Genomic DNA, 26,351 nt, shown 5'->3' on the forward strand with positions numbered 1-26,351 from the left:
TACTTCCCTTCCGGCGAGTGACATTCCGGGTGATGCCCTCCCGATCGTCGACGGCCGGTCGCTCGCGTACCTGCGACGGCTGCGGAACCCGGATCGACCCCGAGGACAGGTTCTGTTCCGGCTGTGGACGCCCCGTTCGGGCGGTCGATGGCCGGGAGGCCGGACGCCGGTCCCCCAGCGCGGAGGACCGCGCGTGGCTCCGCCGACGCGTCGCCGACCTCCACGCGGAGGGCTGGGAGACGGTCGACGACGACGGCGAGCGGGTCGTCCTTCGGAAGCGCGGCGTCGGCCGGCTCCCGATCCACGTCGTCCTGTTCCTGGTGACCGGCGGGATCGGGAACCTCCTGTACGCGCTGTACCGCTACACGTCCGGAGCGCCGCGCCGCGCAGTGTACGCGGACGGCACCGAACGATCGCTCTCGGGGAGCGACGACGGAACCCGTGATCTGGCGACCGTGCTCGCCGCGGCCGCGGCCGGGCTGCTCGTGTTGGGCGGCGCCGCCTGGGTCGGCGCGGCCGTGGCCGCGAACCTCTCGATACTCGCCGCCGTGCTCGGCTCGCTCGTGTTCGTCCTGTCGGCGCTGGTCGCGATCGCGATCCCGCAGGTGGCCCGCGACGGGCTCGAATCGCCCGGCACGTTCGGGACGGCACAGCGCGTCGAGCGCGAGCGCGTCCGCAACCCGCCCGAGCCGTGTGCCGCCTGCGGCCGGCGGGTGTTCCGCGGGGAGCACCGCCGGTACGCGAAGCGGTTCTACGTCGCCGGCATCCCGCTGCGGACGACGAGATCGGGCGAGAACGTCTACTGTGCCGCCTGTGCCGACGAGTCCGACGAGGCGGTCGCCGGCGACGACGTCGAGGAGGAGTTGGCCGGACTGCGGGAGGAGAGCGAACGGGAGCGCGAGCGGGCGTTCGACCGGCGCTAGGAGGCCCCTCGGACGCCTCAGAGGACGCCCATCTCCCCGAGCCGCTCGGGGAGGTACGTGTCGGTCACGAAGTCCAGGCCCTGCGACGCGAGCGCCTGCTGTTCGGCCTTCTTCTCGATGTCGAGCTGGAGCTCGATCTGCTCCTCCCAGAAGTCGGTCTGGAAGCGCGGGTCCTCCAGCTCCGACTCGAGCGCGTTCACGTCCGAGTCGGAGAGGGGATCCGTCGGGAGGTCGTAGTCGACGATGTCCTGCGGGCGGATGCCGACGTAGTCGGCCTCCGGCGTCGCGAGGTACTCCGAGAGGTGTGCGGACTTGATCGAGCCGTACGCAACCGAGCCGTAGATCCGGTACGACCACGGGTCGCCGTCACAGAACACCACGACGGGCAGATCGAGTTCGTCGTGGAGGCGCTTGGTGAGGCGGCGGGTCGCGCGTGCCGGCTGTCCACCGAGGTGGACGACGATGGCGTCGTGGTCGACGTCGAAGCCGTTCTCGACGAGGCGGTCGCGCATGCCGCCGGTCTCGACGCAGAGGACGAACTCGGCGTCGTTGTCGAGGAACTCGATCGTGTCGGGGTTGTTCGGGATCTGGTATCCGCCCTGCCCGACGTCCTCCTGACAGTGGATGTCGCGGTCGCCGCGGCGGGTCTGCTCGCGGATCCGAAGCGGGCCCATCACCTTCGCGCCCGACTCCTCCGGGCGCATGTGGAAGTCCTCGCGGGTGACCCCCGAGACGATCTCGAGGTCCTCGATGAGCTGGTTCGACTCGTCCTGCGAGGTGAACTGCGCCTCTTCGGAGTCCCACGACTCCGAGAGGTAGTACAGCTCACGAAGGGTGGACGACCGGTCCTCGTCCAGTTGCTGGGCGAGGAACTCGACGGCGTACACCGCCTTCAGGAGCTTCCGCGCGCCGCGCACGGAGTTGGCCGAGCGGGTGGAGGTGCGATCGCCGTACACCCAGACGCCCGCCTCCTCGTCGAAGACGATGTTGCTCTTCGTCCGCGTGGGGAGCGTCATCTCGGGGATGTCCCCGTGCTCGAACTGGTCGTAGAACTCCTCCGCGAGGTCGATCAGCTGTTCGCGGGCCTTCTCCTCGTTCAGCTTGGTGTGGGGTGTGTCTGCGCTCATGTCAGGCGTTCACAGTCAGCTTCTCGGTCTCGACGCCGTCGACGTTCACGTCGAAGTCGGCGTCGCCGGCGACGGTGTATTCCAGCACCGCCTCCTCGCCGCCGGGGACGCTCGGGTTCCACTTCACGAACCACTCGCCGTCGAGGTCGACGACGGTCGCCCCGTCGGGCACGTCCGTCGGCTCGACGCTCACGATGTCGGTCACGTCGGGCTCCTCGGTGCGGTCGGAGTGGTTCTCGACGATCAGCCGCACGGTGTCGCCGTCGCGCTCGCGCTCGACGCCGACGTTGTTCATGATGCGCGCCATCGCGCCGTCGATGTTCGGTCGATCGCGGCCGGTGACCTCCGACACCTTGTCGGCCATCTCCGGGAGGATACGCCCCAGTACGTCCTGTTTCTCGCGGCGCTTCTGCATCGAGCGGCGCTTGTTCAGGAAGCTCTTCAGCTCGCGGGCGGCCTCCCGCACCGCGAGCTCGATCTCGTCCTCGATGGCGGGGATGTTCGCGATCGCGTCCTTCGACTCGCTCGTGAACGGCACGTTCGTCGACGCGACGTGGATCATGATCACCGCGGGGCCGTTGGGCATCCCCGAGCCGCCGGGCTGGTCCAGCCCGTAGTTGCGCCAGCCGATCTGTTTCACCACGTCGGTCGTCGCGCAGGCGCCGCGCTGGTAGACCAGCGGGACGCGGTTGGCGAACCGGAGCAGGTCGACCTGCCCGCCGTCCTCCAGCTCGCCGCCGTAGGCGATGCCGGCCTCGACGATGAACGGGTCGCCGCCGTGGACCTCGGCGTCGCGGGTGGCGGCCGCGTAGAAGTCCGCGTCGAACTCCTTGCGGAGGCCGGCCTCGACGAGTTCGGCGGTGATCGGCGCGAGACAGTCCGTCGGCGGCGCGAGGATGTCCGTCTCGCGCATCGCCTCCAGCAGCTCGCTGGCGGTGTCGCGGTCCGCGGCCGTCTCGCGCACCTTCGGCGGTTCGTCGGGGACGGTGATCATCCGTGACCACAGCGCCTCGACGACGTTCTCCCGCGCGGTGTCGCCGAAGGTGGCGTCGTCGAACTCCTCGGTGTCGTCGGCCGCCTCGTCGACGAGGCGGTGGAGGTCGTCGCGGGGGAGCCGGACCCGCTCGTCGCCGGCGGCGAACCGCCGGGCGAGCCGCTCGGCCATCCCGGCGACGACGGCGTCGTCCTTCCGGGTCGAGGTGGCATCGTCGACGAGGCCGTACAGGTCGTCGGTGAGTTCGTCCTCGTCGGCCTCCTCGTCGTAGGCGGTCATCGCCGCCCACGCGGCCCCGACGGCGTTGTCGCGGACGGTCGCGCCGAAGCGCGTGCCGTGCTCGTCCTCGGCGGCGTCGGCGACCTCGTCGACGATCCCGACGAGCTCGTGGTGGCTCGTGCGCTCGCGCCCGCCGAGGGTCCTCGCGACCTCGGTCGCGAAGAAGTCCGTCGCGTCCGCGCCCTTGTTCGAGACCGCCTCCGAGATGGCCGCCTCGACGGGTTCGGCGTCGGCGCTCCAGCCGAGTTCGCGGCCGAAGTGCCGGTCGCGGAAGTTGTCGAGCACCTTGTCGGCGGTCTTCTTGCCGACGCGGGTGAACTCCTCCTGCAGGAAGCCCGACACGGAGTAGCTCTCGGTCGCCTCCAGCATCTTGATCAGCGTCCCGAGCTCGACCCCGTGCGGGTGCGGGCGGATCTCCTTCGTCTCGGCGGGGAGCTGGTCGGTCCCGCGCTCGAACTTCAGCGGCTCCTCGAGCCCCGGCTCCCGGAGTTCGAGCCGCGCGTGGGGGTTGACGACCGCGGTGTGTTTGATGTAGTCGTGGAGCTGCTGGCGCGCACGCATGTTCGCCTCCATCTCCACCTCGATGCGCGTGCCGTGCGAGCGGTCCCACGAGGTGGTGCGCTCGGCCCTGATCTCCGGCTCGTTCGTGTCCGTGTCGATGATCAGCTCGAAGTACTGCGCGTCCGCCTGCCCCTTCGGGCGCGACGTGATCTTCGCGGGCTTCCCGGAGGTGAGCTGCGAGTAGAGGACGGCCGCGGAGATACCGATCCCCTGTTGCCCGCGCGACTGCTCCCGGGCGTGAAAGCGACTCCCGTACAGGAGCTTCCCGAAGACCTTCGGGAGCTGTTCCTTCGTGATCCCGGGACCGTTGTCCTCGACGATCAGGCGGTAGTAGTCGCCCACCTCCCTGATCTCGACGTAGATGTCCGGCCGGATCTCCGCCTCCTCGCAGGCGTCGAGCGCGTTGTCGACGGCCTCCTTGACGGCGGTGACCAGCCCGCGGGCGCCCGAGTCGAACCCGAGCATGTGCTTGTTCTTCTCGAAGAACTCGGCGATGGAGATCTCCCGCTGGCCCTCGGCCAGCTCGTCGGCGATCCCCTGGTCCTCGCCGAGTTGCGACTGGAACGACGTCATTCTCGTGGGAACCCCTATCCGACGCGGGGTTATAACCGTGTCCTCACCGCGGTGGAAGTGAACCGGCGTCCGCGGAGACGCGGCCTCGGCGCCCACGGCGACGGCCCCCCGAGAGACTGACCGACCGTTCAGGAAGCTCGCGCCGCGCTGAGCGCGACGAGGGTCGAACCAAGGGGACAAGGACGGCCCTACCACCGGACGGTATCACGAAGCTCTCACGCGCGCGCGTGAGAGGACTTATAACCGGGGCTCCGTTAGGGACGGGTAAGGTTCCTATGTCAGATTCAGGGGATAGTGAGTACGGTGCCGGGCAGATTCAGGTGCTGGAGGGCCTTCAGGCCGTCCGTAAGCGCCCGGCGATGTACATCGGTTCTACGGACTCTCGCGGCCTCCACCATCTGGTCTACGAGGTCGTCGACAACTCCATCGACGAGGCGCTCGCGGGCTACTGTGACGAGATCGAGGTGACCGTCCACGACGACGGCTCGGTCTCCGTCTCCGACGACGGGCGTGGCATTCCCGTCGACACCCACGAGAAGTACGAGCGCCCCGCCGTGGAGGTCATCATGACGATCCTCCACGCCGGCGGGAAGTTCGACAACAAGTCCTACCAGGTGTCGGGCGGGCTCCACGGCGTCGGCGTCTCCGTGGTGAACGCGCTGTCGCACTGGCTGGAGGTCGAGGTGAAGCGCGACGGCGCCGTCTGGCGCCACCGCTTCGACCACGGCGAGCCCGAGGAGGGCGCCTTCGAGCGCGTCCGCGACATGGACGCCGACGAGGACACCGGGACGACCATCCGGTTCTGGCCGGACACGGACATCTTCGAGACGACGGACTTCGCGTTCGACACCCTCGCGAACCGCCTGCGCGAGCTCGCGTTCCTGAACGAGGGCGTCACGATCTCGCTCGCGGACGAGCGCGACGGCGAGACGGAGACGTTCCACTACGAGGGCGGCATTCGCGAGTTCGTCGAGTACCTCAACGAGACGCGCACGCCGCTGCACCGCGACGTGGTGTACTTCGACGCCGACGAGGAGGCCGAGGACGGCGTCGTGCAGGTCGAGGTGGCGCTGCAGGCGACCGACGAGCTCCAGGGGTCGGTCCACGCGTTCGCCAACAACATCAACACGCGCGAGGGCGGCACCCACCTCACCGGGTTCAAGACCGCGCTGACGCGCGTCGTCAACGACTACGCCAACGACAACGGCCTCATCGGCGACCTTGACGGCAACCTCAAGGGCGAGGACGTCCGCGAGGGGCTGACGGCGGTCATCTCGGTGAAACACCCCGACCCCCAGTTCGAGGGACAGACGAAGACGAAGCTCGGCAACTCGGAGGTTCGCGGGATCGTCGAGTCGGCGGTTCACAAGCACCTCGGCACGTTCTTCGAGGAGAACCCCGACACGGCCGAGACGATCGTGAGCAAGGCCGCGGAGGCGGCCCGCGCCCGCAAGGCCGCCAAGCAGGCCGAGGAGCTCACCCGACGGAAGTCGGCGCTGGAGTCGACGGCGCTGCCCGGCAAGCTGGCCGACTGTCAGTCGCGCGACCCCGAGGACTCGGAGCTGTTCATCGTGGAGGGCGACTCCGCGGGCGGCTCGGCCAAGCAGGGGCGAAACCCCGAGTTCCAGGCGATCCTCCCGCTGGGCGGGAAGATCCTCAACGTCGAGAAACACCGCCTCGACCGGGTGCTCGAGAACGACGAGATCCGGAACATGATCACCGCCGTCGGCACCGGCATCGGCGACGAGTTCGACATCGAGGAGGCGAGATACGAGAAGGTGATCATGATGACCGACGCCGACGTGGACGGCGCCCACATCCGGACGCTGTTGCTCACGCTGTTCTACCGGCACATGCGTCCGCTCATCGAGGCGGGCTACGTGTACGCGGCCCAGCCGCCGCTGTACCGCATCCGGTACCGCGGGAACACCTACGACGCGATGACTGAGGCGGAGCGGGAGACCATCGTCGAGGAGAAGTGCGACGGAAATCCCGACCAGGTCCAGCGGTTCAAGGGGCTGGGCGAGATGAACCCCGAACAGCTGTGGGAGACGACGATGAACCCGGAGAACCGGGTGCTCAAGCAGGTCACGATAGACGACGCCGCGGCCGCCGACCGCATGTTCAACGTCCTGATGGGCGACTCGGTCGAGCCGCGCAAGCAGTTCATCAAGGATCACGCGCCCGAGGCCGAGTGGGTGGACATCTGATGCGAGAGACGACAATGACTGACGCGACACCGACCAGCGCGACACCGACGACGCGAGCGACGGGATCCGACCACGAAACGACGGGGGTATCCCGATGAGTTCGGACGTACCGGACGTGGACCCAGAGGACGTCGGCGCGGCACGGGTCGAGCGCGTCCGCATCGAGGACGAGATGGAGCAGTCGTACATCGACTACGCGATGTCGGTCATCGCGGGTCGCGCGCTGCCCGACGTGCGGGACGGTCTCAAGCCGGTCCACCGGCGCATCCTCTACGCGATGCACGAGATGGGCGTCACCAGCAACACCAGCCACCGGAAGTCCTCCTCGGTGATCGGGGAGACGATGGGCGATTACCACCCGCACGGCGACGCCGCGATCTACGACACGCTCGTCAACATGGCCCAGACGTTCTCCATGCGCTACCCGTTGATCGACGGGCAGGGGAACTTCGGGTCGATGGACGGCGACCCCGCGGCGGCGATGCGGTACACCGAGGCTCGCATGGCGAACATCGCGGAGGAGCTGCTGTCGGACATCGGGAAGGACACCGTCGACTTCTCGCCGAACTACGACGACCGGCTGACCGAGCCGGACGTGCTCCCGGCGGCGTACCCGAACCTGCTGGTCAACGGCTCGACCGGCATCGCGGTCGGCATGTCGACGAAGGTGCCGCCGCACAACCTCGGGGAGGTGATCGACGCGACGATCGAGCTGATCGACGACCCCGACGCGACGGTCGCGGACCTGATGGAGCACGTGAAGGGGCCGGACTTCCCGACGGGCGCGAACATCGTCGGCCGAAACTCCGTGCGGAAGGCGTACAAAACGGGCCGCGGCCGCGTCCGCGTGCGCGCCGAGATGGAGGTAGAGGAACACGGCAACGACCGACAGCGCATCGTCGTCACCGAGCTCCCGTATCAGGAGAACAAGGCGCGCATCGTCGAGCGCATCGCCAACGACGTGAACGAAGGGATCATCGAGGGGATCTCCGACCTGCGCGACGAGTCCGACCGCGAGGGCGTCCGCGTCGTCATCGAGCTGAAGCGCGGCGCGAACGTCGAGGTCGTGAAGAACCAGCTCCTGGAGCACCACCTGGAGTCGACGTTCGGCGTGATCAACCTCGCGCTGGTCGACGGGCAGCCGAAGGTCCTCACGCTGAAGGAGACGCTGGAGCACTACATCGAGCACCGAAAGGAGGTCGTCACCCGGCGCTCCGAGTACGACCTGCAGGAGGCCGAGGACCGCGCGCACATCCTCGAGGGGCGCCTGAAGGCGCTGGAGAACGCCGAGGACGTCGTCGAGACGATCCGTGAGAGCGAGGACCGCGACGCCGCGAGGACGGCCCTCCGGAACGTCTTCGAGTTCAGCGAGGAGCAGGCCGAGCACATCGTCCGGATGCAGCTGGGCTCGCTCACCTCGATGGAGGCCGCCGAGATCGAGGACGAGTACGAGGACGTGCAGGCGCGGATCGAGCGCCTGAACGAGATCCTCGACTCCGAGTCGGAGCTGCTCGAAGTGATCAAGGAGGAGCTTCGCGAGATCAAGGACACCTACGACGACGAGCGCCGCACCGGCTTCGTCGAGGACACAGGCACGGTCACCCACGAGGACCTCATCCCGGAGGAGGAGTCGGTGGTCGTCCTCTCGGAGGACGACTACATCAAGCGGATGCCCGCGGCCGACTTCCGCGCGCAGAACCGCGGCGGCAAGGGCATCATCGGCGCCGACCTGAAGGAGGGGGACCGCGTCTCCTCGGTGTTCCTCGCGTCGACGCACGACTACCTGCTGTGTTTCACCGACAAGGGCCGCGTCTATCAGCTGAAGACGTACCAGGTGCCGGAGATGGGCCGTACCGCCCGCGGGAAGTCGGCGGTGAACGTGCTCGACCTGGACGGCGACGAGGAGCTGACGTCCGTCGTCAACACCGCCGACCTCACCGGCGACGAGTACCTCACGATGGTGACCGAGGGCGGCTACGTGAAGCGGACGGCCGGCGACGAGTTCGAGAACATCCTCTCGACGGGGATCCGGGCGATCAAGCTGGAGGACGGCGACGCCCTCGCCGACGTGGAGGTCACCGGCGGCGGACGCGACCTCGTTATCGGCACCCGCGACGGCATGGCGATCCGCTTCGACGAGAGCGGGGTCCGCGCGATGGGCCGCACCGCCCGCGGCGTCCGTGGGATCAAGCTCACGGGCGACGACCGCGTCGCCGGCCTCGCCGCCATCGACGAGGACGAGCACAACTGGGTGCTCACCGTGACCGAGAACGGGTACGGGAAGCGTACCGACCTCGACGAGTACCGTACCCAGAGCCGAAACGGCAAGGGGCTCATCGACATCAAGACCGACGACCGGAACGGTCAGGTGTGCGCCGTCGAGGCGGTCACGTACGGCGATCACCTGTTCGCGATGAGCGCGGATGGACAGATCATGCGCACCCGGGTCGAGGACATCTCGACGATCGGCCGCAACACGATGGGCGTCACCGTGATGGATCTGGAGGAGGGCGACACGGTCGCCGCCGTCGACGTGCTCTCGGCCGAGCGCGTCTCGGCCGAGCGGAGCGACGGCGAGTCGGCGGGAGCGGCCACGGAGTCGACCGACGCCGAGGCGGAGTAGCCCGCGCCGTCACTCCTCCGCCCGCGTGTCCTCCAGTTCGTAGAACGCTCCACAGCAGTCGGTCGGCCCCAGTCGCTCGCGCTGTTTCCGCCTCGACAGTCCCGCGAGCCGCGTCGTTCGACAGCGACGGCACCGATCCGCGACGACCTCCCCACAGTCCCGACACCGGATCAGGTAGCGCCCGCGATGGAAGGTCGGGCAGTGCCGGTCGGCGTTCACCGTCTCCGCTCGCCGACGGAACCACGCACCGTGGCCGGTGGCCCCGAACCGCGCGAACTGCTCGACGTGAACGAGTTCGTGTCGGAGCACCCGGCGCCACTCCGCCTCGTCGTAGGCGTCGGCCGCGCGGCGCGAACAGACGAGGTGACACTCGCGGAGGGACCCGAACCGTGAGTCCGATCCCGGGAGCCGGTCGCCGTGTTCGCGGCGGACGGCGTCCCAATCGAGTCGCTCGCCGACGCTGGCGTCGGGAACCCTCGGATGTTTCACGACCGCCGCGCGGCGCTTGGCCCGGCCGGAGACGGCCCAGTCGGCGACGACTGACAGCGACGGGAGGCGGTAGTCGTACGTCGCGACCGCCGACTCGGCGTAGTCGCGACTGTAGGCGAGGAGGTCGGCGTCGGTCGAGACGTCGCTCCAGCGGATGCGAGAGGGTGGATCCGAGCGGACCGTCAATCTGTCGGGGAGGGACCGCGGGTGGGGACGGAGCGGTCGCCTCAGAGAATGCGCTTTCCGAACGCGCTGGCGACGAGTTCGGTCGCGAGCGAGGCCGTCTCGTTCGACTCGTCGAGGACCGGGTTCACCTCGACGACCTCCATCGAGCGGAGGGCGTCCGCCTCGGCGACGAGTTCCATCGCGTGGTGGGCCTCGCGGTAGGTGACGCCGCCGCGGACGGGCGTGCCGACGCCGGGGGCGATCGTCGGGTCGAGCCAGTCCATGTCGAGGCTGACGTGGACGCCGTCGACGCCGTCGCGCGCGACCGACAGCGCCGCCTCGACCACGTCGGTGACCCCCCGCTCGTCGATGTCGGACATGGTATAGGCGGTCATCTCGGAGGCGCGGATCGCCTCGCGCTCGCTGTCGTCGAGCGCGCGCAGACCGACGTACGCGACGTTCTCCTCCCGGAGGCCGGGCGCGTTCGCCCAGTCGACGCCGTCCCACTCGGCGTGGCCGAGCGCGGCCGAGAGCGGCATCCCGTGGACGTTGCCGGAGGGCGACGTCGTCGGCGTGTTGTAGTCGCCGTGAGCGTCGAACCAAACGGCGCCGATCTCGGCGTCGCGCGCGCTGCCGCGGAGCGATCCGATCGCGACCGAGTGGTCGCCGCCGAGCACGAGCGGCGTCTCCCCGGCGGCGACGCTGTCAGCGACGTCCCCGGAGAGGGCGGTCGTGACACCCTCGATCTCCTCCAGGAACTTCGCGTTCCCCTGGCTCGGCTGTCGGGCGTCCGGGTCGCGCTCCTCGGCGCGGGGAACCGTGAGGTCGCCCGCGTCGACGGCGTCGACGCCCGCGGACGCGAGCGCGTCCGAGAGGCCGGCGTACCGGATGGCGGACGGGCCCATGTCGACCCCGCGACGGTCCTGCCCGTAGTCGGTCGGCGCGCCGATGATGCGAACGGTCATGCGATCACGGGCGTCCGCGGGGGGCTTCAAACGGCTGGTTCCGCCCCGACCGATCCGGCGACCGGGTCGGAGCGGACGGTCACTCCTCGTCGGCGTCGTCAGCGTCGTCCGCTCCGTCGTCGGCGTCGTCAGCGGAGCCGTACGTCCCCGACGGGGAATCCAGCGGGAGGGCGATCAGCGACCGTTCGTCGTCGTCGGCCCACTCCGGATCGAACTGGGTCGTCACCTCCGGAACCAGGTCGTAGCGTTCGAGGAACGCCTTGGGCGCGATCGTCCCGCCGGAGTCGGTGACGGAGACGGTGTAGGCGGCCTCGTCGGCGTCCGTGTCCGGGACCGGCTCGATCCCGACGCGGTTCTCGTCCTCGTCGTAGTACATCACGGCCCCCTCGTCGTCGCCGAAGTACTCCTCGAGGGCCGGCCTGTTCACGCCGATGCTCGCGGACTTCCGCAGCGAGATCATCGGCTCCGTTCCGGCCGGCCGTCCTCGCCCCGCCCCGGACTCGTCGAACTTCTCGAATCCCATAGTCACTTCTTCACGGTTGTCTCTGTTAGGTTTTGTTATCGAAATTGTGTACGATCGAACGTGTGTCGAGAGCGCGGTCCCGGGCGTCTTTCCTCGCGGTCCACCCGGTCGTCTACGCCGCGTCGTTCATCGCCTGCGCCGTGTCGTCCATATCCGCCAGCGCACACCACGCGTACACCGTCCGAAGCACGTCGGCGGCGGCGCCCGGAGCGAACACCAGGTCGTCGGTCGCCCGGACGTGGTCCAACACGTTCCGTGAGGAGTGCTCGGGCGCGGCCGCGACGCCCGAGCCGGTCTCCTCGGCCCACTCCATCACGCGGAGGTCGGACTTCGAGTCGCCCATCACGCAGACGAACGGGTCGTCGACGCCGAGCACGTCCAGCGACGCCTCGACGCCGGCGGCCTTGTGGAGCTCCGCGGCGGCGAGTTCGGCGGCGTCGGCGCGGTACAGCGCGACCTCGAGCCGGTCGAACAGCGCCGCCGCGGCGTCCGGCACGGTCGCCTCGGCGCTCGCGCCCGCTCGGTCGATGGCACCCGCGATCTCGGGGTCCTCGGCCGCGTAGTGCGCCCGCGCGGCCGCCGAACCGTCGTCGAGGTCGAGCCGCTCGCCCGCGGCGACGCCGACGAGGTCGAGCAGGTGGACCATCGCCTCGTCGATGACGGCCTCGGCGTCGTCGCTGCCGGTCTCGTAGTTGGGCTTGAGCGTGACGTTGAACTCGTTGCCCTGCAGGTGACAGCCCCGGCGGACGCGCTCGGGCGCCTCCGTGAGCACGCCGTCGCGGACGCGGTCGACGACGCCCCGCACGTCGTCGTCCAGCCCGTCGTACAGGAGCCGCTTGGTGTCGGCACCGCTCCCCGGCGTGAACACGCCCGCGCCGGCCTCGTAGACGACCGACACGTCCCCCGAGTGGACCAGCTCGTTGCCCAGCCCCTGGATCAGGAACCCCTTCACGTTCTCCAGCGTCTGACCCGTGCAGATCACGAGGGGAACGCCGCGCTCGGCGAACTCGGTGAGCAGGTGGAGCGTCTCGCGGGGGATCTCGTTGTCCGTGTCGCCGGCCGAGCGCAGCGTCTCGTCCACGTCGAGCACGAGCGCGTTCGGGGCCCGGCCGTGCTTCCCGAGGAGGTCGAGCGCGGTGAACGCCGACTCGCGATCCGCGATGGCCGCCACCTCCGCGAGCGCGTCGCCCTCCTCTCCGAAGGCGCGCTCGATCCGTCCCCGGCGCTCGGCGAGGTCGGCGTTCGCGTCGTCCCAACTGTCGAGCGCGACGCGGGAGTCCAGCGGCGGGAACAGGTCGACGAACTCCCGATACGCGCGGAGGGTCTCGGTGTCGAACTCCGCGTATAGATCGTAGAGACGGTCGTATCGGTCCATACCGTCGCAACGGCGGCTCGACAAAAAGAACGCTCGCTCTCGAGGGAACGGCTCACACGTCGAGCCAGTCGCCGATCACGTCCTCGTTCGGCGAGAAGAAGTAGACGAGGTCGCCCTCGATGACCGCGTACACCTCCAGCTCGCGGTCGTGGATCACGCGCTTGCTGGAGTCGATCGCGATGTCGACGAGGTCCTCCAGCGAGTCGGTCCGGACGTACTCCTTCTCGCGTTTCGTCGGGATCTCGCCGTTGGAGATCCACTCGTCGTAGCGGTCGCGGGCGACCTCCGTCTCGATGGCGGTCACGTCCACCAGTTCGGGCGCCCGGCGGACGAGCACGCCGGCGACGAGCAGGAGGAGCCCGACGACTCCGAGGAGACCGACGAGCCCCATGTTCGGGGAGCCGACCTCCCGGGTGGTGACGGTCCTGCTGTGCGTTCTGCTGTCCGCGATGTCGCCGTCCACCCAGTAGGCGCCGCCGGTGATCACGAGCGGCGCGCTGGTGTTTAGATCGCCCGTGTAGTCGGTGGTGTTGTACGAGACCTCGAGGACGACGAGCACGCGGAACGTCCCGATAGGTGCGGCGGACTGCACGGTGGCGACCTGCGATCGGAACCGCGAGACGTTCAGCGTCGCGTTCCGCGTGTAGTTCCCGTCCGAGACCGTCGTCCGTCCGCCCGAGAGCACGGTGCTGTTCTCGTAGAACACCTGATCGGCACGCGTCCCCCTGACGACGACCTGCAGTCGATGTTCGACGGTGACCTCCCGGTCGCCGGGGACCGAGGCCTCGACGTGGAACGTGAGGTCCGGGCTCGCGGACGTGAAGTACACCGGCATGTTCCGGAGCCGCGTCCCGCGGTCGTACAGCGTCTCGTTGCCGGTGACGACGGCGGTGGTGTCGACGCTCGTCGCCACTTGCTGTCGGTTCGTCTCCTCGGTCACCTGCTCGGTCGGCGGCGTCAGGTACACGTAGCCGGCGCCGGCGAGCGAGGCCGCACCGACGACGACGAGCACGGCCGCGATGATCGGGCCGTTGCGGGCGAGCTGGAGCTTGAGTTGGTCTCCGGCGGACATCTACACGTGCCCTCCTCCCGCCGGAACGGTCGGCAGCGTGGTCGGCGAGCGTCGGTCGTCGGAGGGCGGCACCATTCGTCAAGCCCCACTCCTTCGGACAGCATATCGTTTTTGCATCACGTCGCGGGGCGGCGACGGCCGGTCCTCCCGTCCCCCGTCAGTCGGCCACCTGGCCGAGCCCGACGCTCCCGTCGGCGGCCGAGTCCGGGGAGGGTACGACGACGCGGCTGACGACGTCCTCGGCGTTTCGGTCGTCGACCGCCCGGACGCGGACGGTGAACTCCGCGTGCGGCCGGACGGGGCGATCGGCGAAGCCGGGAACCAGCTCCGGCGCGGACTCGTACTCGTAGACGTCCCCGACGTCGATCCGTTTGCGCCCGAGCGTCTCGCCGGCCTCGTCGGTGATGTCGAGCTCCACCCGGTCGAGGCCCGCCCCGAGCGCCTCGATCTCCAGGCGACCGATCCGGAACAGGTTCCGGTCGGCGTCCCAGGATACGTCCGCACAGACGATCACGTCGGGGCGGCGGCGCTGGTCGGCGAGTATCCACCGCCACAGCCGCCCCACCAGCGGCGCCGGCGAGGGGATGGCCGCAGGCAACTGGTAGTACGCGAGTACGCTGAACGCCGCCAGCGCGAGCGTGAGGACGACGAGCCACTCCAGCACGGGGAACCCCTCGCCGACCATCGTCCCCCCGTCCCCGCCGCCGCCGCGAGCGGCGCCGCCGACGACGATCGCCGCCTCGTCGCTTCCGGTGGCGCCGTACTCGTCCTCGGCGACGGCGCGGACCGTCCACGCCCCCTCGGTGAACGTGTAGTTCACCGTCCGTCCGGTCGCCGTCGACCCGTCGGGGAGTTCCCACCGGACGGTGGCGTTGCCCACCTCGTCGGTCACGTTCGCCGTGAGCGTGACCTCCTCCCCGGGCGTGACGTTCTGCGGGCGGTCGATGGTGACGACGGGCTCGTCGTTGACGACGATCCGGCGGGTCGTCGAGTCGCTGTCGCCGTCGGTGTCCGTCACGGTCAGCGAGACGGTGTAGATCCCGGGCTCGTCGAACGCCGTCCTGACGTTGTCGCCCTCCACGGTCGTGCCGTCCGGGAGCGTCCACGTGTAGGTGACGTCGGGACTCTGGAACACCGCGAACGTGCTGAAGCCCGGCGTCCGCGCCCGCAGGAGGACCGAGTCGTCCGTCTCGGAGACGACGGTCGTCTCGAGGAGCTGCCACCCGCGCGAGGTGAGCCGTCCGATCCGGGCGTCCTCCGGGGCGGTGTCGACGAGGCGGTCCTTCTCGACCCGCATGCTCACCGTCGCGGGGCGGTTCTCGAGCTGCCGCGGGACGGTGATGTTCATCGCCTTCACGATCCGCTCGTTCCGGTCGACCTCCCGAGTGGTTTCGACGAGCGACTCCGACCCGGTGAGTTCCACCGTCTCGTCCACCTCCGCGACGACGTCGGTCGCGGACGCGTTGGGCTGGTCGTTCTCGTCGAGGCCACCGAACGTGTTCCGGTCGCTGATGACCGCCGTCGGGCGGTCGTCCTCGGACGCGCCGCTGTCGTTCAGGCTCGCCGGGTCGACGTCCTCGGCGGACGCGTCGATCGCGGTGCCGTCGTCGTCCTCGACGGCCACGTCGTCGGCGCCGACGGGGACGTCCCCGATGGTGCCGTCGTCGGCGCCGCCGGTCTCGTTCCCGTCGTCCGAACTCGGGGCCGACCCCGTGCTCCCCGAGCCGCCCGACCCGCCCGACCCGCCCGACCCGCCGCCGGCGCCGCCCGCTTGCGTCTCGTTGATCCGGGTCTTCAGCGTGAGCGTCCGGAGGACGGTGTCGCCCGCGGCGGTGCCGCTCCCGCGGGTGTTGACGGCGATGGAGACGCTGATCTGCTCGCCCGGAGAGAGCGTGACCGCGCCCCCGGTGCCGTCGATGGCCCGCTGCCCGACGCTGAACTCGTTGACGAGTCCCCCCTCGATCGTCCGGTAGAGGGTGACGGAGTCGTTCGCGTCGTGGCTGATCCACACCGTCCGGTTCTCCGAGCCGGTGTTCTCCATGACGAACACGTCCTGAACCACGGTGAGCGCCTCGTCATTGACCCCGGGATCGGTGATGTCCACGGTGAGGTTGCCCTGATCGTCGATGTTGGCGTAGTCGCCGTTCGGCCCCTCGGCGGGCCGGAGCGTCACGCCCTCGTCGGAGAACACGTCGTCGGAGGAGCCGTCGACCACCACGGCACCCGTCGGGACGATGAGCCCGAGCAGGGTGATGACGACGAGACCGATGACGAGTGCGGCGCGGTTCATTGTGAGAGATGTGGTGTGGTCAGTTGGCGACCGGGTTCTACTGTGATTGTGCCATACGGCTCTATGGTCTTTGTATGCGCGACCTACTCGTGCGGTAGCGCTCGTTACTAATCCTGGGCGCATGAGTAGGCCCGTCTACTACGCCGATTTCGAGACGGGAACCGGGAGAGATCGCGAAAGGAAGATCGAATCGGGGACTGGATCTCGGGGACCAGCTTAGTTGCTGGCCTCCACGAAGACGGTGAAGTCCGGGAAGGTCCCACTCACCGACTCAACGCGCAGGCCGATTCTGGATCCGACGGTCACGGATCAGACGCCGTGGATTACGATCCGTCGTCGTCCTCGGTGTTGATCTCCAGCGTGATCGTGAAGCTGTCTCTGTCGCTGAAGCTGTCGTCCAAGATCAGACGGAGGCCGAACTCCTGGTTCTGCCCCTGCGTGAGCACCGCGTTGCCGAACGTGACGTCGGTCGGATCGACAACCACCACGGTCACACTTCCGTTGTCACTGGTGGCCGGGACGGTCAGGTTGACGGCTTCGTTCCCGTTGTTGGTCACGTTGACGATGGGTGTCAGCACCGTGGTCGCGTTCTCGTTCAGCCCGGTGGAACTCCCGATCGGGAAGCTGATTTCGCCACTGGAGCCGCCGGATGATCCGACGACTGACGGCGCGTTGCTGGACTCGTCGATGACGAGCAGTGCGGAACTGTCTCCGCTGACTTGTACGTTCACGTCCGGTCCGCCTGCACAGTCGTGAACGCACCGGTAGCAGTCACCAGCCCGATGGTGGCGAACACTACGAGCAGCGCGAACAGCTTTCCTTTGGGTCTCATTATCAATTTGCTCCTTGTACGCCTGATCGGGTTGACTTCGCTGTTTGCTCCTCGGCGCTTACTATTCTATTGAGTGGGTGACAACATAGTATGGAAGTCCTACCGAGAAGAGAGGCAATTCTCATAGTTCTCAAAATTATGTTACTTAAATATATTATATAAATTTATTATTTAATCTTAGTATATAATGTACTATATTATATCCTCATATATTCTTATCGCAATTTTTCTAAACTAAACATATTTATATAAATTGCGTGATCGCATTTGATCCAGGATTCCCGCAGATATTCTAATCTGATATTAACCCGTAGCCTCCCTTTTCGTCAGAATGGGCGCTACGCGCTATTCAAAAGGCAATAGGTATATGAGTTATCGCGGACGCGGTAGAAAGTGACAAATAGAGTATATTAAAAATGCCTAGTGGTGTCGCGCGCTATGTTTATGAATCGTCAGTATCGTTAGCATCGATCTCAATCACGAGATCGAACGACTGACCAACACTACCTCCCGGGACGTCAAGTTCCAAACCAAATTGGGTGGTATCACCGGGACCGAGATCGGTCGAGCTCGCGTTCACCGCGCTTGCGCTGTTCAATCCATTGGAACTGCTAACGCTGACAGTCACTGTGACGTCCTCATTTCCATTGTTAGTGATATTCGCGACTGGTGACAGAATTGTCGTGGCGTTACTGTTCAGCCCCGTTGAGGCGTTGCCGAGATTGATGACCGCTTCCCCACCGGTATTACTCACATTGACACCAGCTGGAGCGTCAGCTGGCGTAGATATACTAATCAGTGCATTATTGTCGCCATTCACAGTAACAGTCGCCGTCCGATCCGCCTGCACAGTCGTGAAAGCGCCGGACGCAGTCACCAGCCCGATGGCGGCGAAGACTGCGAGCAGCGCGAACAGCTTTCCTTTGGGTCTCATGTTGTTGTGTACCTCGTGTGTGCGATCTGTGAATCGCTTGGTCGCCCGTCGAATCCCACCACGGAACCCGTCGGGGCTTACTCCAGTAATGCACCCATTCCCCCTTTGTATCCCCGACCTACCGAGACGGTAGCCGGCGTTACTATTCGGCAACATGCGAGTAGGCCCGCCTACTCGGCCGAAATCGAGGGCGTTGCCTCAACGGCTACTGGCCCGCACGATCTTCGATCCCCGACACCGTCGCCGAACGCAAGGAGAACACTTAATTCAGAGACAACGACTGTATCGTGTAAGCCGATTCAGGTATCGGGTTCCCGAGGATGTCGATCGAAGAAACTGATCACGTCGACGAGAGCGAGACCGCCGAGGACGATCTGTCGGAGGACACCCTCTACTCGGTGCTCTCGAACCGTCGCCGCCGGTACACCATCCACTACCTCAAGCAGCGCGAGGAGCCGGTGAGCGTGCAGGACCTCGCCGAGCGCGTCGCCGCGTGGGAGAACGACAAGCGGCCAAGCGAGATCACCTCACAAGAGCGGAAACGGGTGTACGTCTCGCTGTACCAGTCGCACCTCGACACGCTCGACGGCGAGGGGATCGTCGAGTACGACAGCGACGCCGGGACGGTCAGGCTCTCCGACCGGATGCGCGCGGTCGACATCTACCTCGAGGTCGTCCCGAAGGAGAGCGTCCCGTGGAGCCTCTACTACGCGGGGCTGTCGGCGGCGAACGCGCTCGTGCTCGCGCTGGCGTGGCTGGAGGTCCGCCCGTTCGACGCGGTGCCGGACCTGGCGTGGGGGGCGGTCGTGCTGGCGAGCTTCGCGCTGTCGGCGTTCGCGCAGCTGTACTCCAGCCGCCAGATGCGTCTCGGCGACGAGGGGCCGCCGCCGGACGTGAACCTGAGCGAAAGCGGGGCGTGAGGGGGCCGGGACCGCGGCTCACGGGTCCCGCGAGGGTCGAAGGCCGTCGGTGTCCGTGACGTCCAACGTGTCGTCGAACACCTGCCGGAGCGTCCGGAGCGTCTCCTCGTCGCTCGACGCCGCGTCGGCGTGGTAGTGGGCGGACCCGCCGATGGTCCGAACCCGGCTCGTCAGCGTGGTGAGAAACCGGAACAGCCGTTCCACGTCGACGTACTCCAACAGTTCCGTGATCGAGTCGAAACACAGGACGGGGGTGAGATCGTGGTCCTCCGCCTCGCCGAGCCGCCGGCTGATCGAGATGCCGAGCCGGGTGAGGTCCGTGGGGCTCGTGACGCCGGTCCGCACGACCCGCGTCCGCCCCCGTTCGGTCGAGATCGTCTCGGTTCTGCGGTCCCGGGTGTACCCTCCGATCCGGATGAACGCCACCTCCTCCGGGAGGTCGCCGTACCGTGTCCGCCAGTCGGCGAGCCAGTCGCTCGCGGTGTCCTCGAACGTGACGACGACGACACTCAACTCGCGGGAGGGAGCCCGGGCGAGACACTCGAAGCAGGGGTCCGGCGAGGAGTCCGTCCCCGAGTCGACGAGCAACACGTTCCGGGCTTCCGACAGCACCTCGTCCGCGCGGGGGCGCTCGTCCGACGCCGAGAGGTCCGAGGAGAGCCCCTCCCACGAGAACAGGTCGCCGGCGTCACCGGAGCCGGCCGGTCCGTCGGCGCTCGACTCGTGGGACGAGGAGTCGGACAGGGACAGGTCCAGTCCGACCCCGTCGTCCCCGTTCCCCTCGTCCGGCTCCGCTTCCGTTCGATCCCGCGGTTCTCCGTCCGGGTCTCCGTCGGCCCGCTCGCCCGCGGCGTCGCCGCCGGCGATGCGGTCCGCGAGCTCGGCGAGCGAACTGCGCGGCCGCTCGTCGCCTCGTTCGTCCTCCTCGTCGGCTGTAGTCTCGTCGTCCACGGTAGTCCCACGCTGATAGTCTGTGACCGCTCCCGCGGCCCGGCGACCGACATCGGTCGCCTCGGAGTGCCCGTGGGCCGGAGGCGTTATCGCTCCCAGTCGAAGCCCTCCCCGGCCGCCTCCCCGTCGTCGTCCTCGGCCGCATCGGCGTCCGTTCCGGGCCTCGTCTCCGTCCCGTCCTCGGCGTCGCCCCGACCTCCGTCGGCGTCGGGGTTCCCGTTCCCGCCGGCACGAATGTCGTCGCTCAGGTCGATCTCGCTCGCCATCCCCGAACGGCTCTCGCTCGCCTCCGCCGTCCGTTCGTCCGACTCGACGGTGCCGTCTCCCTCGTCGATCGCCTGTGGATCGTCAGGTCGGTCCGTCCTCGTCGACCCGTCGGTCGGCCCGGCGCTCTCCCCGGCCTCGACGGGGTTCCCTCGCTCCGGATCGAGCGGCTCGCGGCGGCCCGGGTCCCGGGACGCTCGGACCGAGAGGGTGTTCGTACCGAACAGCCACGACTTCGGTTCCAGCGAGCGGAACTCGGCGCCGCAGTGCGGACAGCGGGACTCCGGGAGGACGCCGAGGTCGACCGAGCCGCCGCACTCGTCGCACTCGGCCGAGCGAACGCCCGCGGCGCTCGCGGTCCGCTTCAGCTCCGTGAGCCGTTCGTCCACGCGGCTCCGCTCCCGGCGATCTCCACGACTGCGGACCCGTTCGAGGGACCGTTCGAGGTCGTCGGTCCGGTCGAGGAGGTGGCGAAGGATACGTTCGACGTGGCCGAAGTCCTCGGAGATCTCCGAACGGAGCGTGTCGTGGTCCTCGCGGAGACGCTGTACCTCGCGGGCGACCTCCGGAACGGCGTCCTGAAGCCGTTCGACGGCGCCCGCGTCCGGCGTCTCGCTGTCCAGCTCCTCGACACGGTTCCGAAGGCGGTCGACCGTGTCGGCCAGCGCCTCGGTTCGATCGTCGAGCGCGTCCAGTCGGTCGTCGAGCGCCTCGAACTCGGCGTCGATCCGCTCCTCGTCCGACTCGTCGTCCACCCCATCGTCGAGCAACTCGGCGATACGGTCGATCTTCGCGGAGATCTGCGCCAGCTCAGGGTCGGGACCCCCCTGCCGGTCCCCGTCCGGTTTCGACGGGTCAGGATCGTCGCTCCCGAGCGTCGAAACCACGTGAGGAAGCAACTCGGCGTCGGGGTCGGGTCGGTCGCGTCCCTCGCCGAGCGGCTCGGGCCGATCGCGGCCCGCGTCGCGGGAGGGGTTCTCGAACTCGTCGATCAGCCAGTAGGCGGAGAGCATCCGATCGAGGACCTCCCGCTCGGTCGTCCCCGTTTCGTCGGCGACCTCCCGGACCCACGAGCCGAGCGCCTTCTCGTCGATCCGGCCGGGCTGACTTCCCCGGTCCGGATCCCCGTTCCCACTCATTTCAACCTATAGGGACAAATCGAACCGGACATTTAACATTAGGTGTTCGTCACCCGCGATCCGAGCGGAATAAAAGTACCGCGGCAGGGAGCCGCTCACCTGAACCGACGCCTGAGACGGTCGAGCGTCGAGACGTTCGGGTTGCGCGAGTCGAGCCGGATCACGCCGGTCCCGACGATCGCGATCGCGACGAGGGCGAACAGTCCACAGACGAGCGCGTCGATCGCGAGGATCGGCGCCCACGGGTGGATCGCGTACAGCGCGTCCATGACGTCGGCCGGGAGCAGCGCGATGTACCGGTGTTCCACGAACGCGCGATCGTACACGCCGGTCCGGTCCGGGACGGAGATGGAGACGCTGACGTTCGCCTCCTCGCCGCCCGCCAGCCGGACCCGGCGCGGCTCGATACTCACCCCCTCGCTCGCCGGTTCCAGGTACACGGCGACGGGCGTGATCCCCGGGTTCGGGATCCGATAGGTGAGCTCCTCCGTCCCGCCGACCGGGATGACGCGGACCCCGGCGGCGTCGCTCTGGGAGCTGACGACCTCGAAGGTCCGCTCGCCGCCGGTGAGGGTCATGCTCGCCGTGAGCACGAGCGCCAACACGAGCGCCAACACGAGGATCACCGTCCAGACGTTCGCTATCCCTGTCGATCTCCCGACAGCGCCGCGAACGCGCTCCCGGCTCCCCGCGCCGAGCACCGCGGTGACCGCGTACCCCGCGACGCCGACGGCGAACAGCAGATACGCCAAGCCCTGCGTACCGAGGAGCGCCCGGGTCCCGAGCGCCGCCGCCAACTGTCGCTGGGCTCCGGTGATGAGGTCGCCGATGCCCGTGACGAGAACCCCCAGGTTCGGGATCACGACCACGTCGCCGCCGACCTGCCAGGCCACCGCGACGACCCGCGATCGCGACACCGGCGGCTCGGAGCCGTCCTGATCGGTGACGGGGTTGGCGTCCCCCTTCGTGATGAACCCCTCCTCGGTTCGACCGACCACCCGATGGGTCGTGAGTCCGCCGCCGTCGAGCTCGCGGGCGTCGAAGGTGACGACGTCGCCCTCCTCGATCGGTCCGGCGAACGCGGGGGGGACGGCGACGAACCCGTCGCCGGGCTGGAGCGTCGGGGCCATACTGCCCGTGGAGACGTATCCGAGGAGCACGGGCTGACCCATGAGCTGCCCGACGAGCAGCAGGGCCACCACCACGAGGAGGGCTCCCCCGAGAAGGGTCCCGACGGCGCTTCGAACTCCCATCGCGGTGGACAACGTCGCCCGATCAGATAAACAGTAGGCGGATCTCGAACAGCCGGGCGACGAGCAGCGCGTTGTTCACGGCCGCGAAGGCGTACACGGCCGAGAGGCTTCCGTACGCCCCGATCCGGAGCAGCGCCGGCAACGTGGGCGAGCCCGTGTGTCGGTACGCCTCACAGGCACAGAACTCGACGGCGAGTCCCGTCATCAGCACGACCCCCGTTCCGAGCGCGACGAGTCCGTCGACGGCTCCCATCTCCCCGAAGACGGCCGCCGCGATGGGGTTGAGCTCGGTGAGACGTGGGATCAGCGCCAGCCCGACGGCGGTCGTGAGGACGTCAGCCGCCTTCGTCGCCGACAGCAGCAGGAACCCGGGCACGAGGAACAGCCGGGTTCGACCCCGCTCGCGGTCATGGCTGTAGGCTCCCCCGTGGCCGACCGGGCCGTCACCGAAGCGCTGCGACACGTTCACACACCAAACGTTCGGTTCGTCTGACAGAACAAATATGTTCCTATCATCGGTTCTTGCTTCGAGAGGAGTTCGGGAGGGCCGACCCGCGCGAGCGACGGTCGGCGGGAGGTCTATGTGTCGGCGACCCCTCGATAGTGTATGGCCGATCAGGGGCAGAAGAAGGAGACCGGCGGGATGCTGTTCGTCCTCGCCGGCGTCGCCGGGTTCGTCTTCCTACTGACGATCGTCGTCGTCTGGGCGCTCGCCTACGGCCCGCTGTCGTAGGCCACGAGCAGTCACGCGGACTCGTCGGGGGTCGCGTCCCCTCGACCACCGTCCTCCCGTTCGCTCACGTCCTCGGGATCGTCCCCGCCGTAGCTGCGGCCCTCGCGGGCGTCGGCCTTCATCCGTCGCAGCGCCGCCACTGACTGGCTCGCGTCGTAGCCGAAGAACACGTCCTCGCCGTAGGCGGCGGCGACCTCCGCGGCGTGGTTCAGGTCGTCGACGTCGACGTTCACGGCGTACAGCTCCACGGAGAACGTCACGTTCAGGTCCGCGAGCCGGCTCTCGAACCCCTTCGCGATCGTCTCCAGCCAGTAGGTCGTCGCGTAGTGGGTGTCGTACAGCGGAACGACGAACTCGTCGACGTGGGGGGCCAGCGCGTCCAGGTCGAGCCCGGCGCGGTCGTACAGATGTCCCGGATAGGGGTCGGGGTACAGGGTGAGGTAGGCCGTTCCGGGGATCCGCTCGGTCGCCTCCGCGACGAACTCGGTGATCACCTCGGCGCGCCAGTCGGCCCACTCCTCGTGGTCGCTGGCCTCGAACAGGCCCTCGCACCGGTCGCACCGACAGAACCCCTCCCGGGGGAAGCCGACGTCGTCGAGGCGCACGTCGCCGTTGACGGCCGCGCAGTCCTCGACGATCTCCAGCAGTCCACGGCGGTACTCCTCGTGCGTCGGACAGACGTACGCCCAGTCGAAGTACGACAGGTCGCGGGTCGCCGAGCGGCCGTCGGCGTCGACGGGGACGAGCTCGGGGTTCGCCTCGGCGGCGGCGTTGTCGCCGAAACACGACACCATGTTCACGGCCGTCTCGACCGGTTCCGCCGACCGGCCGGTCACGTCCTTCACCTCGTAGAAGGCCAGATCGAAGTCGGGCCACTCCGTCTCCTCCGCGTTGCGGGTGACGACGCCGTACTCGGTCATGGGATGGCTTGGCCGCTCGCGAGGGTACGTGTTTCGGAAGAAGGGTGAAGCGGATCGAGTCGTCGGCGATCGGCCGCCGCGGCGTTCAGTCCTCGCTTTCGACCTCGACCTCGACCGGCTCGGTGTCGGAGCTGAAGAGCACGTACAGGAGCACGACGATACCGAACAGGACGACGAGTTTGGACTTTCCGGACATACGATATGGCACGGTCGGCGGGCACTAATCGTTTCCGACCCCGGCCGCGCCCGTCGCCGAGTTCGGCGCCCGAACCGACCCGGGATCGGACGAGGAATCGACCTCGACCTCGACCCGGGATCGATCCGCACGCGTCGGACGCGCCGTCGACGCCGCCCTCCTCGATCACGCCGTGGCAGAACATCGCCGCCAACAGCCTCTGCAGGTCCCTGACGGCGACGAGGTCGTCACTCGCGACCGCGTTCGGGGTCGCCGGCGGCGGCGACGTGGAGAAAGCGGTCCTCGAGACCCAGCGATCGATGGCGTACCGCGGCGACCACGACCGCCGCGACGACGATGACGGCCGCGTTGACGGCGGTACACGGCCCACAGCGGTTCCCACCGGTGTACTCCGGACGGCGGAGCGTGTCGATCGACAGCACGGGGGTGAATGGAGTGAGGGCCCACGATAGCCGTTCGCTCGCCGTCGTTCCGGGGCCGTCAGTCGTCGGCCTCGCCGTTCCCCTCCGCGCTCCCGTGCATCGCGTCGACGGGATCCGGCGGCCACGCAGGGAGGCGCTCGGTGTCATGGGTCCCTACCGGCGGTCGGTTCGTCGCCGCCGCCGGAGACGCGTCGAGATCGATCTCGGTGGCGGTCCGAGTCATCTCGCCGTCCCCCTCACGAGCGTCCTGATCGATCCGCATCGAGCAGAACTCGACGCCGCACATCGAGCAGAAACGCGCCTCCTTGTAGTTGTCGCCCGGAAGCGTCTGATCGTGGAAGTCGCGGGCGCGCTCGGGGTCGAGCGCGAGGTCGAACTGTCGCCGCCAGTCGAACTCGTAGCGGGCCGACGAGAGCGCGTCGTCCCAGTCGCGCGCGCCGGGGAGCCCGTTCGCCACGTCGGCCGCGTGCGCGGCGATCCGGTAGGCGGCCAGTCCGTCGCGGACGTCGTCCGCGTCGGGGAGCCCGAGGTGCTCCTTCGGCGTCACGTAACACAGCATCGCGGCGCCCGCACGGGCCGCCTCGGTCGCGCCGATGGCCGAGGTGATGTGGTCGTACCCGGGCGCGATGTCGGTGACGAGCGGCCCCAGCACGTAGAAGGGCGCGCCGTCGCACACCTCGCGCTGTCGCTCGACGTTCGCGGCCACCTGATCCAGCGGGACGTGCCCCGGCCCCTCGACCATGACCTGCACGCCCGCCGACTGTGCGCGCTCGGTCAGTTCCCCGAGCGTCTCCAGTTCGGCGAACTGCGCGGCGTCGGAGGCGTCGGCGACGCTCCCGGGCCGGAGCCCGTCGCCCAAGGAGACAGTCACGTCGTGCTCGCGGAGGACCTCGCAGATCTCGTCGAAGGCGACGTACAGCGGGTTCTGCTCGCCGTGTGCCTCCATCCACTCCGCGAGGATCGACCCGCCCCGGGAGACGATCCCCGTGATCCGCCCGTCCGTGAGGGGGAGGTGCTCCATGAGCACGCCCGCGTGGATCGTCATGTAGTCGACGCCCTGTTCGGCCTGTTCGCGGATGACCTCCAGCAGGAGGTCCGTCGTGAGCGCCTCGGGTGACTCCGCCCGAGTCACCGCCTCGTAGATCGGAACGGTCCCGACCGGCACCGGCGAGTGATCGAGGATCGACCCGCGGATCTCCGCGAGCGGACCGCCCGTCGACAGGTCCATCACCGTGTCCGCTCCGTGGTGGACCGCGGTGTGGAGCTTCTCCAACTCGCCGGCCGGGTCGCTCGCGTCCTCGCTCGCGCCGATGTTCGCGTTCACCTTCGTCGCGAAGTCCGCGCCGATGACCATCGGGTCGAGCGCCTCGTGTGCGTGGTTCGCGGGGATCACCGCCTCCCCGTCCGCGACGGCCGTTCGGACCGTCTCGGCCTCCCGGTTCTCCCGCTCGGCGACGCGGTCCATCGCCGGCGTCGTCTCGCCGGCACGCGCCCGTTCGAGCTGTGTTCTCGACATGCGACTACCTAGTAATACAACTGGATAATATACTTGACGACCGCCGACCGCGGGCAACGGAGACGACGGACGGGAGCAGTGAACGACGATACCGAGAACTGT

Annotated in this window: 22 protein-coding genes; 5 read left to right on the forward strand and 17 right to left on the reverse strand. The window is 68.2% G+C overall.

What is annotated here, in order from left to right:
* Positions 1–32 precede the first annotated feature (32 nt).
* Positions 33–923, forward strand: coding sequence for a hypothetical protein (locus GRX01_RS06355; RefSeq protein WP_159664623.1), 891 nt, complete (start codon positions 33–35; stop codon positions 921–923).
* Positions 924–940: 17 nt separating this feature from the next.
* On the opposite strand, the gene GRX01_RS06360 is transcribed toward GRX01_RS06355, so the two are convergent.
* Both GRX01_RS06360 and GRX01_RS06365 read right to left on the reverse strand, forming a co-directional pair.
* Positions 941–2,050, reverse strand: coding sequence for a DNA topoisomerase IV subunit A (locus GRX01_RS06360; RefSeq protein WP_159664625.1), 1,110 nt, complete (start codon positions 2,048–2,050; stop codon positions 941–943).
* A 1-nt stretch (position 2,051) separates the two neighbouring features.
* Positions 2,052–4,457 (reverse strand): DNA topoisomerase VI subunit B, encoded by a 2,406-nt coding sequence (locus GRX01_RS06365; protein ID WP_159664627.1) that lies wholly within the window; start codon positions 4,455–4,457, stop codon positions 2,052–2,054.
* 275 nt (positions 4,458–4,732) lie between these two features.
* On the opposite strand from GRX01_RS06365, the gene gyrB reads away from it, so the two are divergent.
* Positions 4,733–6,667 (forward strand): DNA topoisomerase (ATP-hydrolyzing) subunit B, encoded by a 1,935-nt coding sequence (gene gyrB, locus GRX01_RS06370; protein WP_159664629.1) that lies wholly within the window; start codon positions 4,733–4,735, stop codon positions 6,665–6,667.
* Positions 6,668–6,761: 94 nt separating this feature from the next.
* Positions 6,762–9,290 carry a DNA gyrase subunit A gene (gene gyrA / locus GRX01_RS06375; protein ID WP_159664631.1) on the forward strand — a complete coding sequence of 843 codons (2,529 nt, stop codon included), beginning with the start codon at positions 6,762–6,764 and terminating at the stop codon, positions 9,288–9,290.
* Positions 9,291–9,299: 9 nt separating this feature from the next.
* Here the strand turns inward: gyrA and GRX01_RS06380 are convergent, their stop codons facing one another.
* The 8 genes from GRX01_RS06380 to GRX01_RS06415 all read right to left on the reverse strand — a co-directional run bounded on the left by GRX01_RS06380 (position 9,300) and on the right by GRX01_RS06415 (position 17,935).
* The gene (locus GRX01_RS06380) at positions 9,300–9,965 is read right to left on the reverse strand and encodes a SprT-like domain-containing protein (protein WP_159664633.1); all 666 of its coding nucleotides are present in this window, start codon (positions 9,963–9,965) and stop codon (positions 9,300–9,302) included.
* A gap of 41 nt (positions 9,966–10,006) precedes the next feature.
* Positions 10,007–10,909, reverse strand: a complete 903-nt coding sequence (gene rocF / locus GRX01_RS06385; RefSeq protein WP_159664635.1) for an arginase — start codon at positions 10,907–10,909, stop codon at positions 10,007–10,009.
* A 79-nt stretch (positions 10,910–10,988) separates the two neighbouring features.
* Positions 10,989–11,432, reverse strand: a complete 444-nt coding sequence (locus GRX01_RS06390; RefSeq protein WP_159664637.1) for a hypothetical protein — start codon at positions 11,430–11,432, stop codon at positions 10,989–10,991.
* 112 nt (positions 11,433–11,544) lie between these two features.
* A complete protein-coding gene (locus tag GRX01_RS06395; protein ID WP_159664639.1) occupies positions 11,545–12,807 on the reverse strand; it encodes an HAD family hydrolase in 1,263 nt (420 codons plus the stop codon).
* 52 nt (positions 12,808–12,859) lie between these two features.
* Entirely contained in the window at positions 12,860–13,879 is a 1,020-nt protein-coding gene (locus GRX01_RS06400; RefSeq protein ID WP_159664642.1) for a DUF5305 family protein, read from the reverse strand.
* A 157-nt stretch (positions 13,880–14,036) separates the two neighbouring features.
* Positions 14,037–16,169 (reverse strand): PKD domain-containing protein, encoded by a 2,133-nt coding sequence (locus tag GRX01_RS06405; RefSeq protein WP_159664644.1) that lies wholly within the window; start codon positions 16,167–16,169, stop codon positions 14,037–14,039.
* A 323-nt stretch (positions 16,170–16,492) separates the two neighbouring features.
* Positions 16,493–16,900 carry a hypothetical protein gene (locus GRX01_RS06410; protein WP_159664646.1) on the reverse strand — a complete coding sequence of 136 codons (408 nt, stop codon included), beginning with the start codon at positions 16,898–16,900 and terminating at the stop codon, positions 16,493–16,495.
* A 543-nt stretch (positions 16,901–17,443) separates the two neighbouring features.
* Entirely contained in the window at positions 17,444–17,935 is a 492-nt protein-coding gene (locus GRX01_RS06415; RefSeq protein WP_159664648.1) for a hypothetical protein, read from the reverse strand.
* Positions 17,936–18,255: 320 nt separating this feature from the next.
* Between GRX01_RS06415 and GRX01_RS06420 the strand changes: the two genes are divergently transcribed.
* Positions 18,256–18,855, forward strand: a complete 600-nt coding sequence (locus tag GRX01_RS06420) for a DUF7344 domain-containing protein (protein ID WP_159664650.1) — start codon at positions 18,256–18,258, stop codon at positions 18,853–18,855.
* An 18-nt stretch (positions 18,856–18,873) separates the two neighbouring features.
* Here the strand turns inward: GRX01_RS06420 and GRX01_RS06425 are convergent, their stop codons facing one another.
* The 4 genes from GRX01_RS06425 to GRX01_RS06440 all read right to left on the reverse strand — a co-directional run bounded on the left by GRX01_RS06425 (position 18,874) and on the right by GRX01_RS06440 (position 22,931).
* A complete protein-coding gene (locus GRX01_RS06425; RefSeq protein ID WP_159664652.1) occupies positions 18,874–19,806 on the reverse strand; it encodes a DUF7504 family protein in 933 nt (310 codons plus the stop codon).
* An 86-nt stretch (positions 19,807–19,892) separates the two neighbouring features.
* Positions 19,893–21,209, reverse strand: coding sequence for a hypothetical protein (locus GRX01_RS06430; RefSeq protein ID WP_159664654.1), 1,317 nt, complete (start codon positions 21,207–21,209; stop codon positions 19,893–19,895).
* Between the two features lie 95 nt (positions 21,210–21,304).
* Positions 21,305–22,462: a S26 family signal peptidase gene (locus GRX01_RS06435; RefSeq protein ID WP_159664656.1), complete on the reverse strand. Its 1,158-nt coding sequence runs from the start codon at positions 22,460–22,462 to the stop codon at positions 21,305–21,307.
* A 22-nt stretch (positions 22,463–22,484) separates the two neighbouring features.
* Complete coding sequence (locus GRX01_RS06440) at positions 22,485–22,931, reverse strand: hypothetical protein (protein ID WP_159664658.1); 447 nt, start codon at positions 22,929–22,931, stop codon at positions 22,485–22,487.
* A 138-nt stretch (positions 22,932–23,069) separates the two neighbouring features.
* Here GRX01_RS06440 and GRX01_RS19330 point away from each other — a divergent pair, with 138 nt between their 5' ends.
* Entirely contained in the window at positions 23,070–23,195 is a 126-nt protein-coding gene (locus GRX01_RS19330; protein WP_267903188.1) for a hypothetical protein, read from the forward strand.
* Between the two features lie 11 nt (positions 23,196–23,206).
* On the opposite strand, the gene GRX01_RS06445 is transcribed toward GRX01_RS19330, so the two are convergent.
* From GRX01_RS06445 to thiC, 3 genes are all read right to left on the reverse strand, one after another.
* A complete protein-coding gene (locus GRX01_RS06445) occupies positions 23,207–24,115 on the reverse strand; it encodes a hypothetical protein (RefSeq protein WP_159664660.1) in 909 nt (302 codons plus the stop codon).
* Between the two features lie 423 nt (positions 24,116–24,538).
* Positions 24,539–24,733 carry a hypothetical protein gene (locus GRX01_RS06450; protein ID WP_159664662.1) on the reverse strand — a complete coding sequence of 65 codons (195 nt, stop codon included), beginning with the start codon at positions 24,731–24,733 and terminating at the stop codon, positions 24,539–24,541.
* A gap of 58 nt (positions 24,734–24,791) precedes the next feature.
* Entirely contained in the window at positions 24,792–26,249 is a 1,458-nt protein-coding gene (gene thiC / locus GRX01_RS06455) for a phosphomethylpyrimidine synthase ThiC (RefSeq protein WP_159664664.1), read from the reverse strand.
* Positions 26,250–26,351 lie beyond the last annotated feature (102 nt).

The sequence above is a fragment of the Halobaculum saliterrae genome (assembly GCF_009831625.1).
Classification (GTDB): Archaea; Halobacteriota; Halobacteria; order Halobacteriales; family Haloferacaceae; genus Halobaculum; species Halobaculum saliterrae.

What these genes read in the sequence shown, in the direction of transcription:
- GRX01_RS06355 (WP_159664623.1), top strand. Translation starts at nt 33, where the DNA reads ATGCCCTCCCGATCGTCGACGGCCGGTCGCTCGCGTACCTGCGACGGC.
- thiC (WP_159664664.1), bottom strand. Translation starts at nt 26,249, where the DNA reads ATGTCGAGAACACAGCTCGAACGGGCGCGTGCCGGCGAGACGACGCCG.
- GRX01_RS06405 (WP_159664644.1), bottom strand. Translation starts at nt 16,169, where the DNA reads ATGAACCGCGCCGCACTCGTCATCGGTCTCGTCGTCATCACCCTGCTC.
- GRX01_RS06365 (WP_159664627.1), bottom strand. Translation starts at nt 4,457, where the DNA reads ATGACGTCGTTCCAGTCGCAACTCGGCGAGGACCAGGGGATCGCCGAC.
- GRX01_RS06360 (WP_159664625.1), bottom strand. Translation starts at nt 2,050, where the DNA reads ATGAGCGCAGACACACCCCACACCAAGCTGAACGAGGAGAAGGCCCGC.
- GRX01_RS19330 (WP_267903188.1), top strand. Translation starts at nt 23,070, where the DNA reads ATGGCCGATCAGGGGCAGAAGAAGGAGACCGGCGGGATGCTGTTCGTC.
- GRX01_RS06445 (WP_159664660.1), bottom strand. Translation starts at nt 24,115, where the DNA reads ATGACCGAGTACGGCGTCGTCACCCGCAACGCGGAGGAGACGGAGTGG.
- GRX01_RS06400 (WP_159664642.1), bottom strand. Translation starts at nt 13,879, where the DNA reads ATGTCCGCCGGAGACCAACTCAAGCTCCAGCTCGCCCGCAACGGCCCG.
- GRX01_RS06430 (WP_159664654.1), bottom strand. Translation starts at nt 21,209, where the DNA reads ATGAGTGGGAACGGGGATCCGGACCGGGGAAGTCAGCCCGGCCGGATC.
- GRX01_RS06390 (WP_159664637.1), bottom strand. Translation starts at nt 11,432, where the DNA reads ATGGGATTCGAGAAGTTCGACGAGTCCGGGGCGGGGCGAGGACGGCCG.
- GRX01_RS06415 (WP_159664648.1), bottom strand. Translation starts at nt 17,935, where the DNA reads ATGAGACCCAAAGGAAAGCTGTTCGCGCTGCTCGCAGTCTTCGCCGCC.
- gyrB (WP_159664629.1), top strand. Translation starts at nt 4,733, where the DNA reads ATGTCAGATTCAGGGGATAGTGAGTACGGTGCCGGGCAGATTCAGGTG.
- GRX01_RS06435 (WP_159664656.1), bottom strand. Translation starts at nt 22,462, where the DNA reads ATGGGAGTTCGAAGCGCCGTCGGGACCCTTCTCGGGGGAGCCCTCCTC.
- rocF (WP_159664635.1), bottom strand. Translation starts at nt 10,909, where the DNA reads ATGACCGTTCGCATCATCGGCGCGCCGACCGACTACGGGCAGGACCGT.
- GRX01_RS06395 (WP_159664639.1), bottom strand. Translation starts at nt 12,807, where the DNA reads ATGGACCGATACGACCGTCTCTACGATCTATACGCGGAGTTCGACACC.
- gyrA (WP_159664631.1), top strand. Translation starts at nt 6,762, where the DNA reads ATGAGTTCGGACGTACCGGACGTGGACCCAGAGGACGTCGGCGCGGCA.
- GRX01_RS06420 (WP_159664650.1), top strand. Translation starts at nt 18,256, where the DNA reads ATGTCGATCGAAGAAACTGATCACGTCGACGAGAGCGAGACCGCCGAG.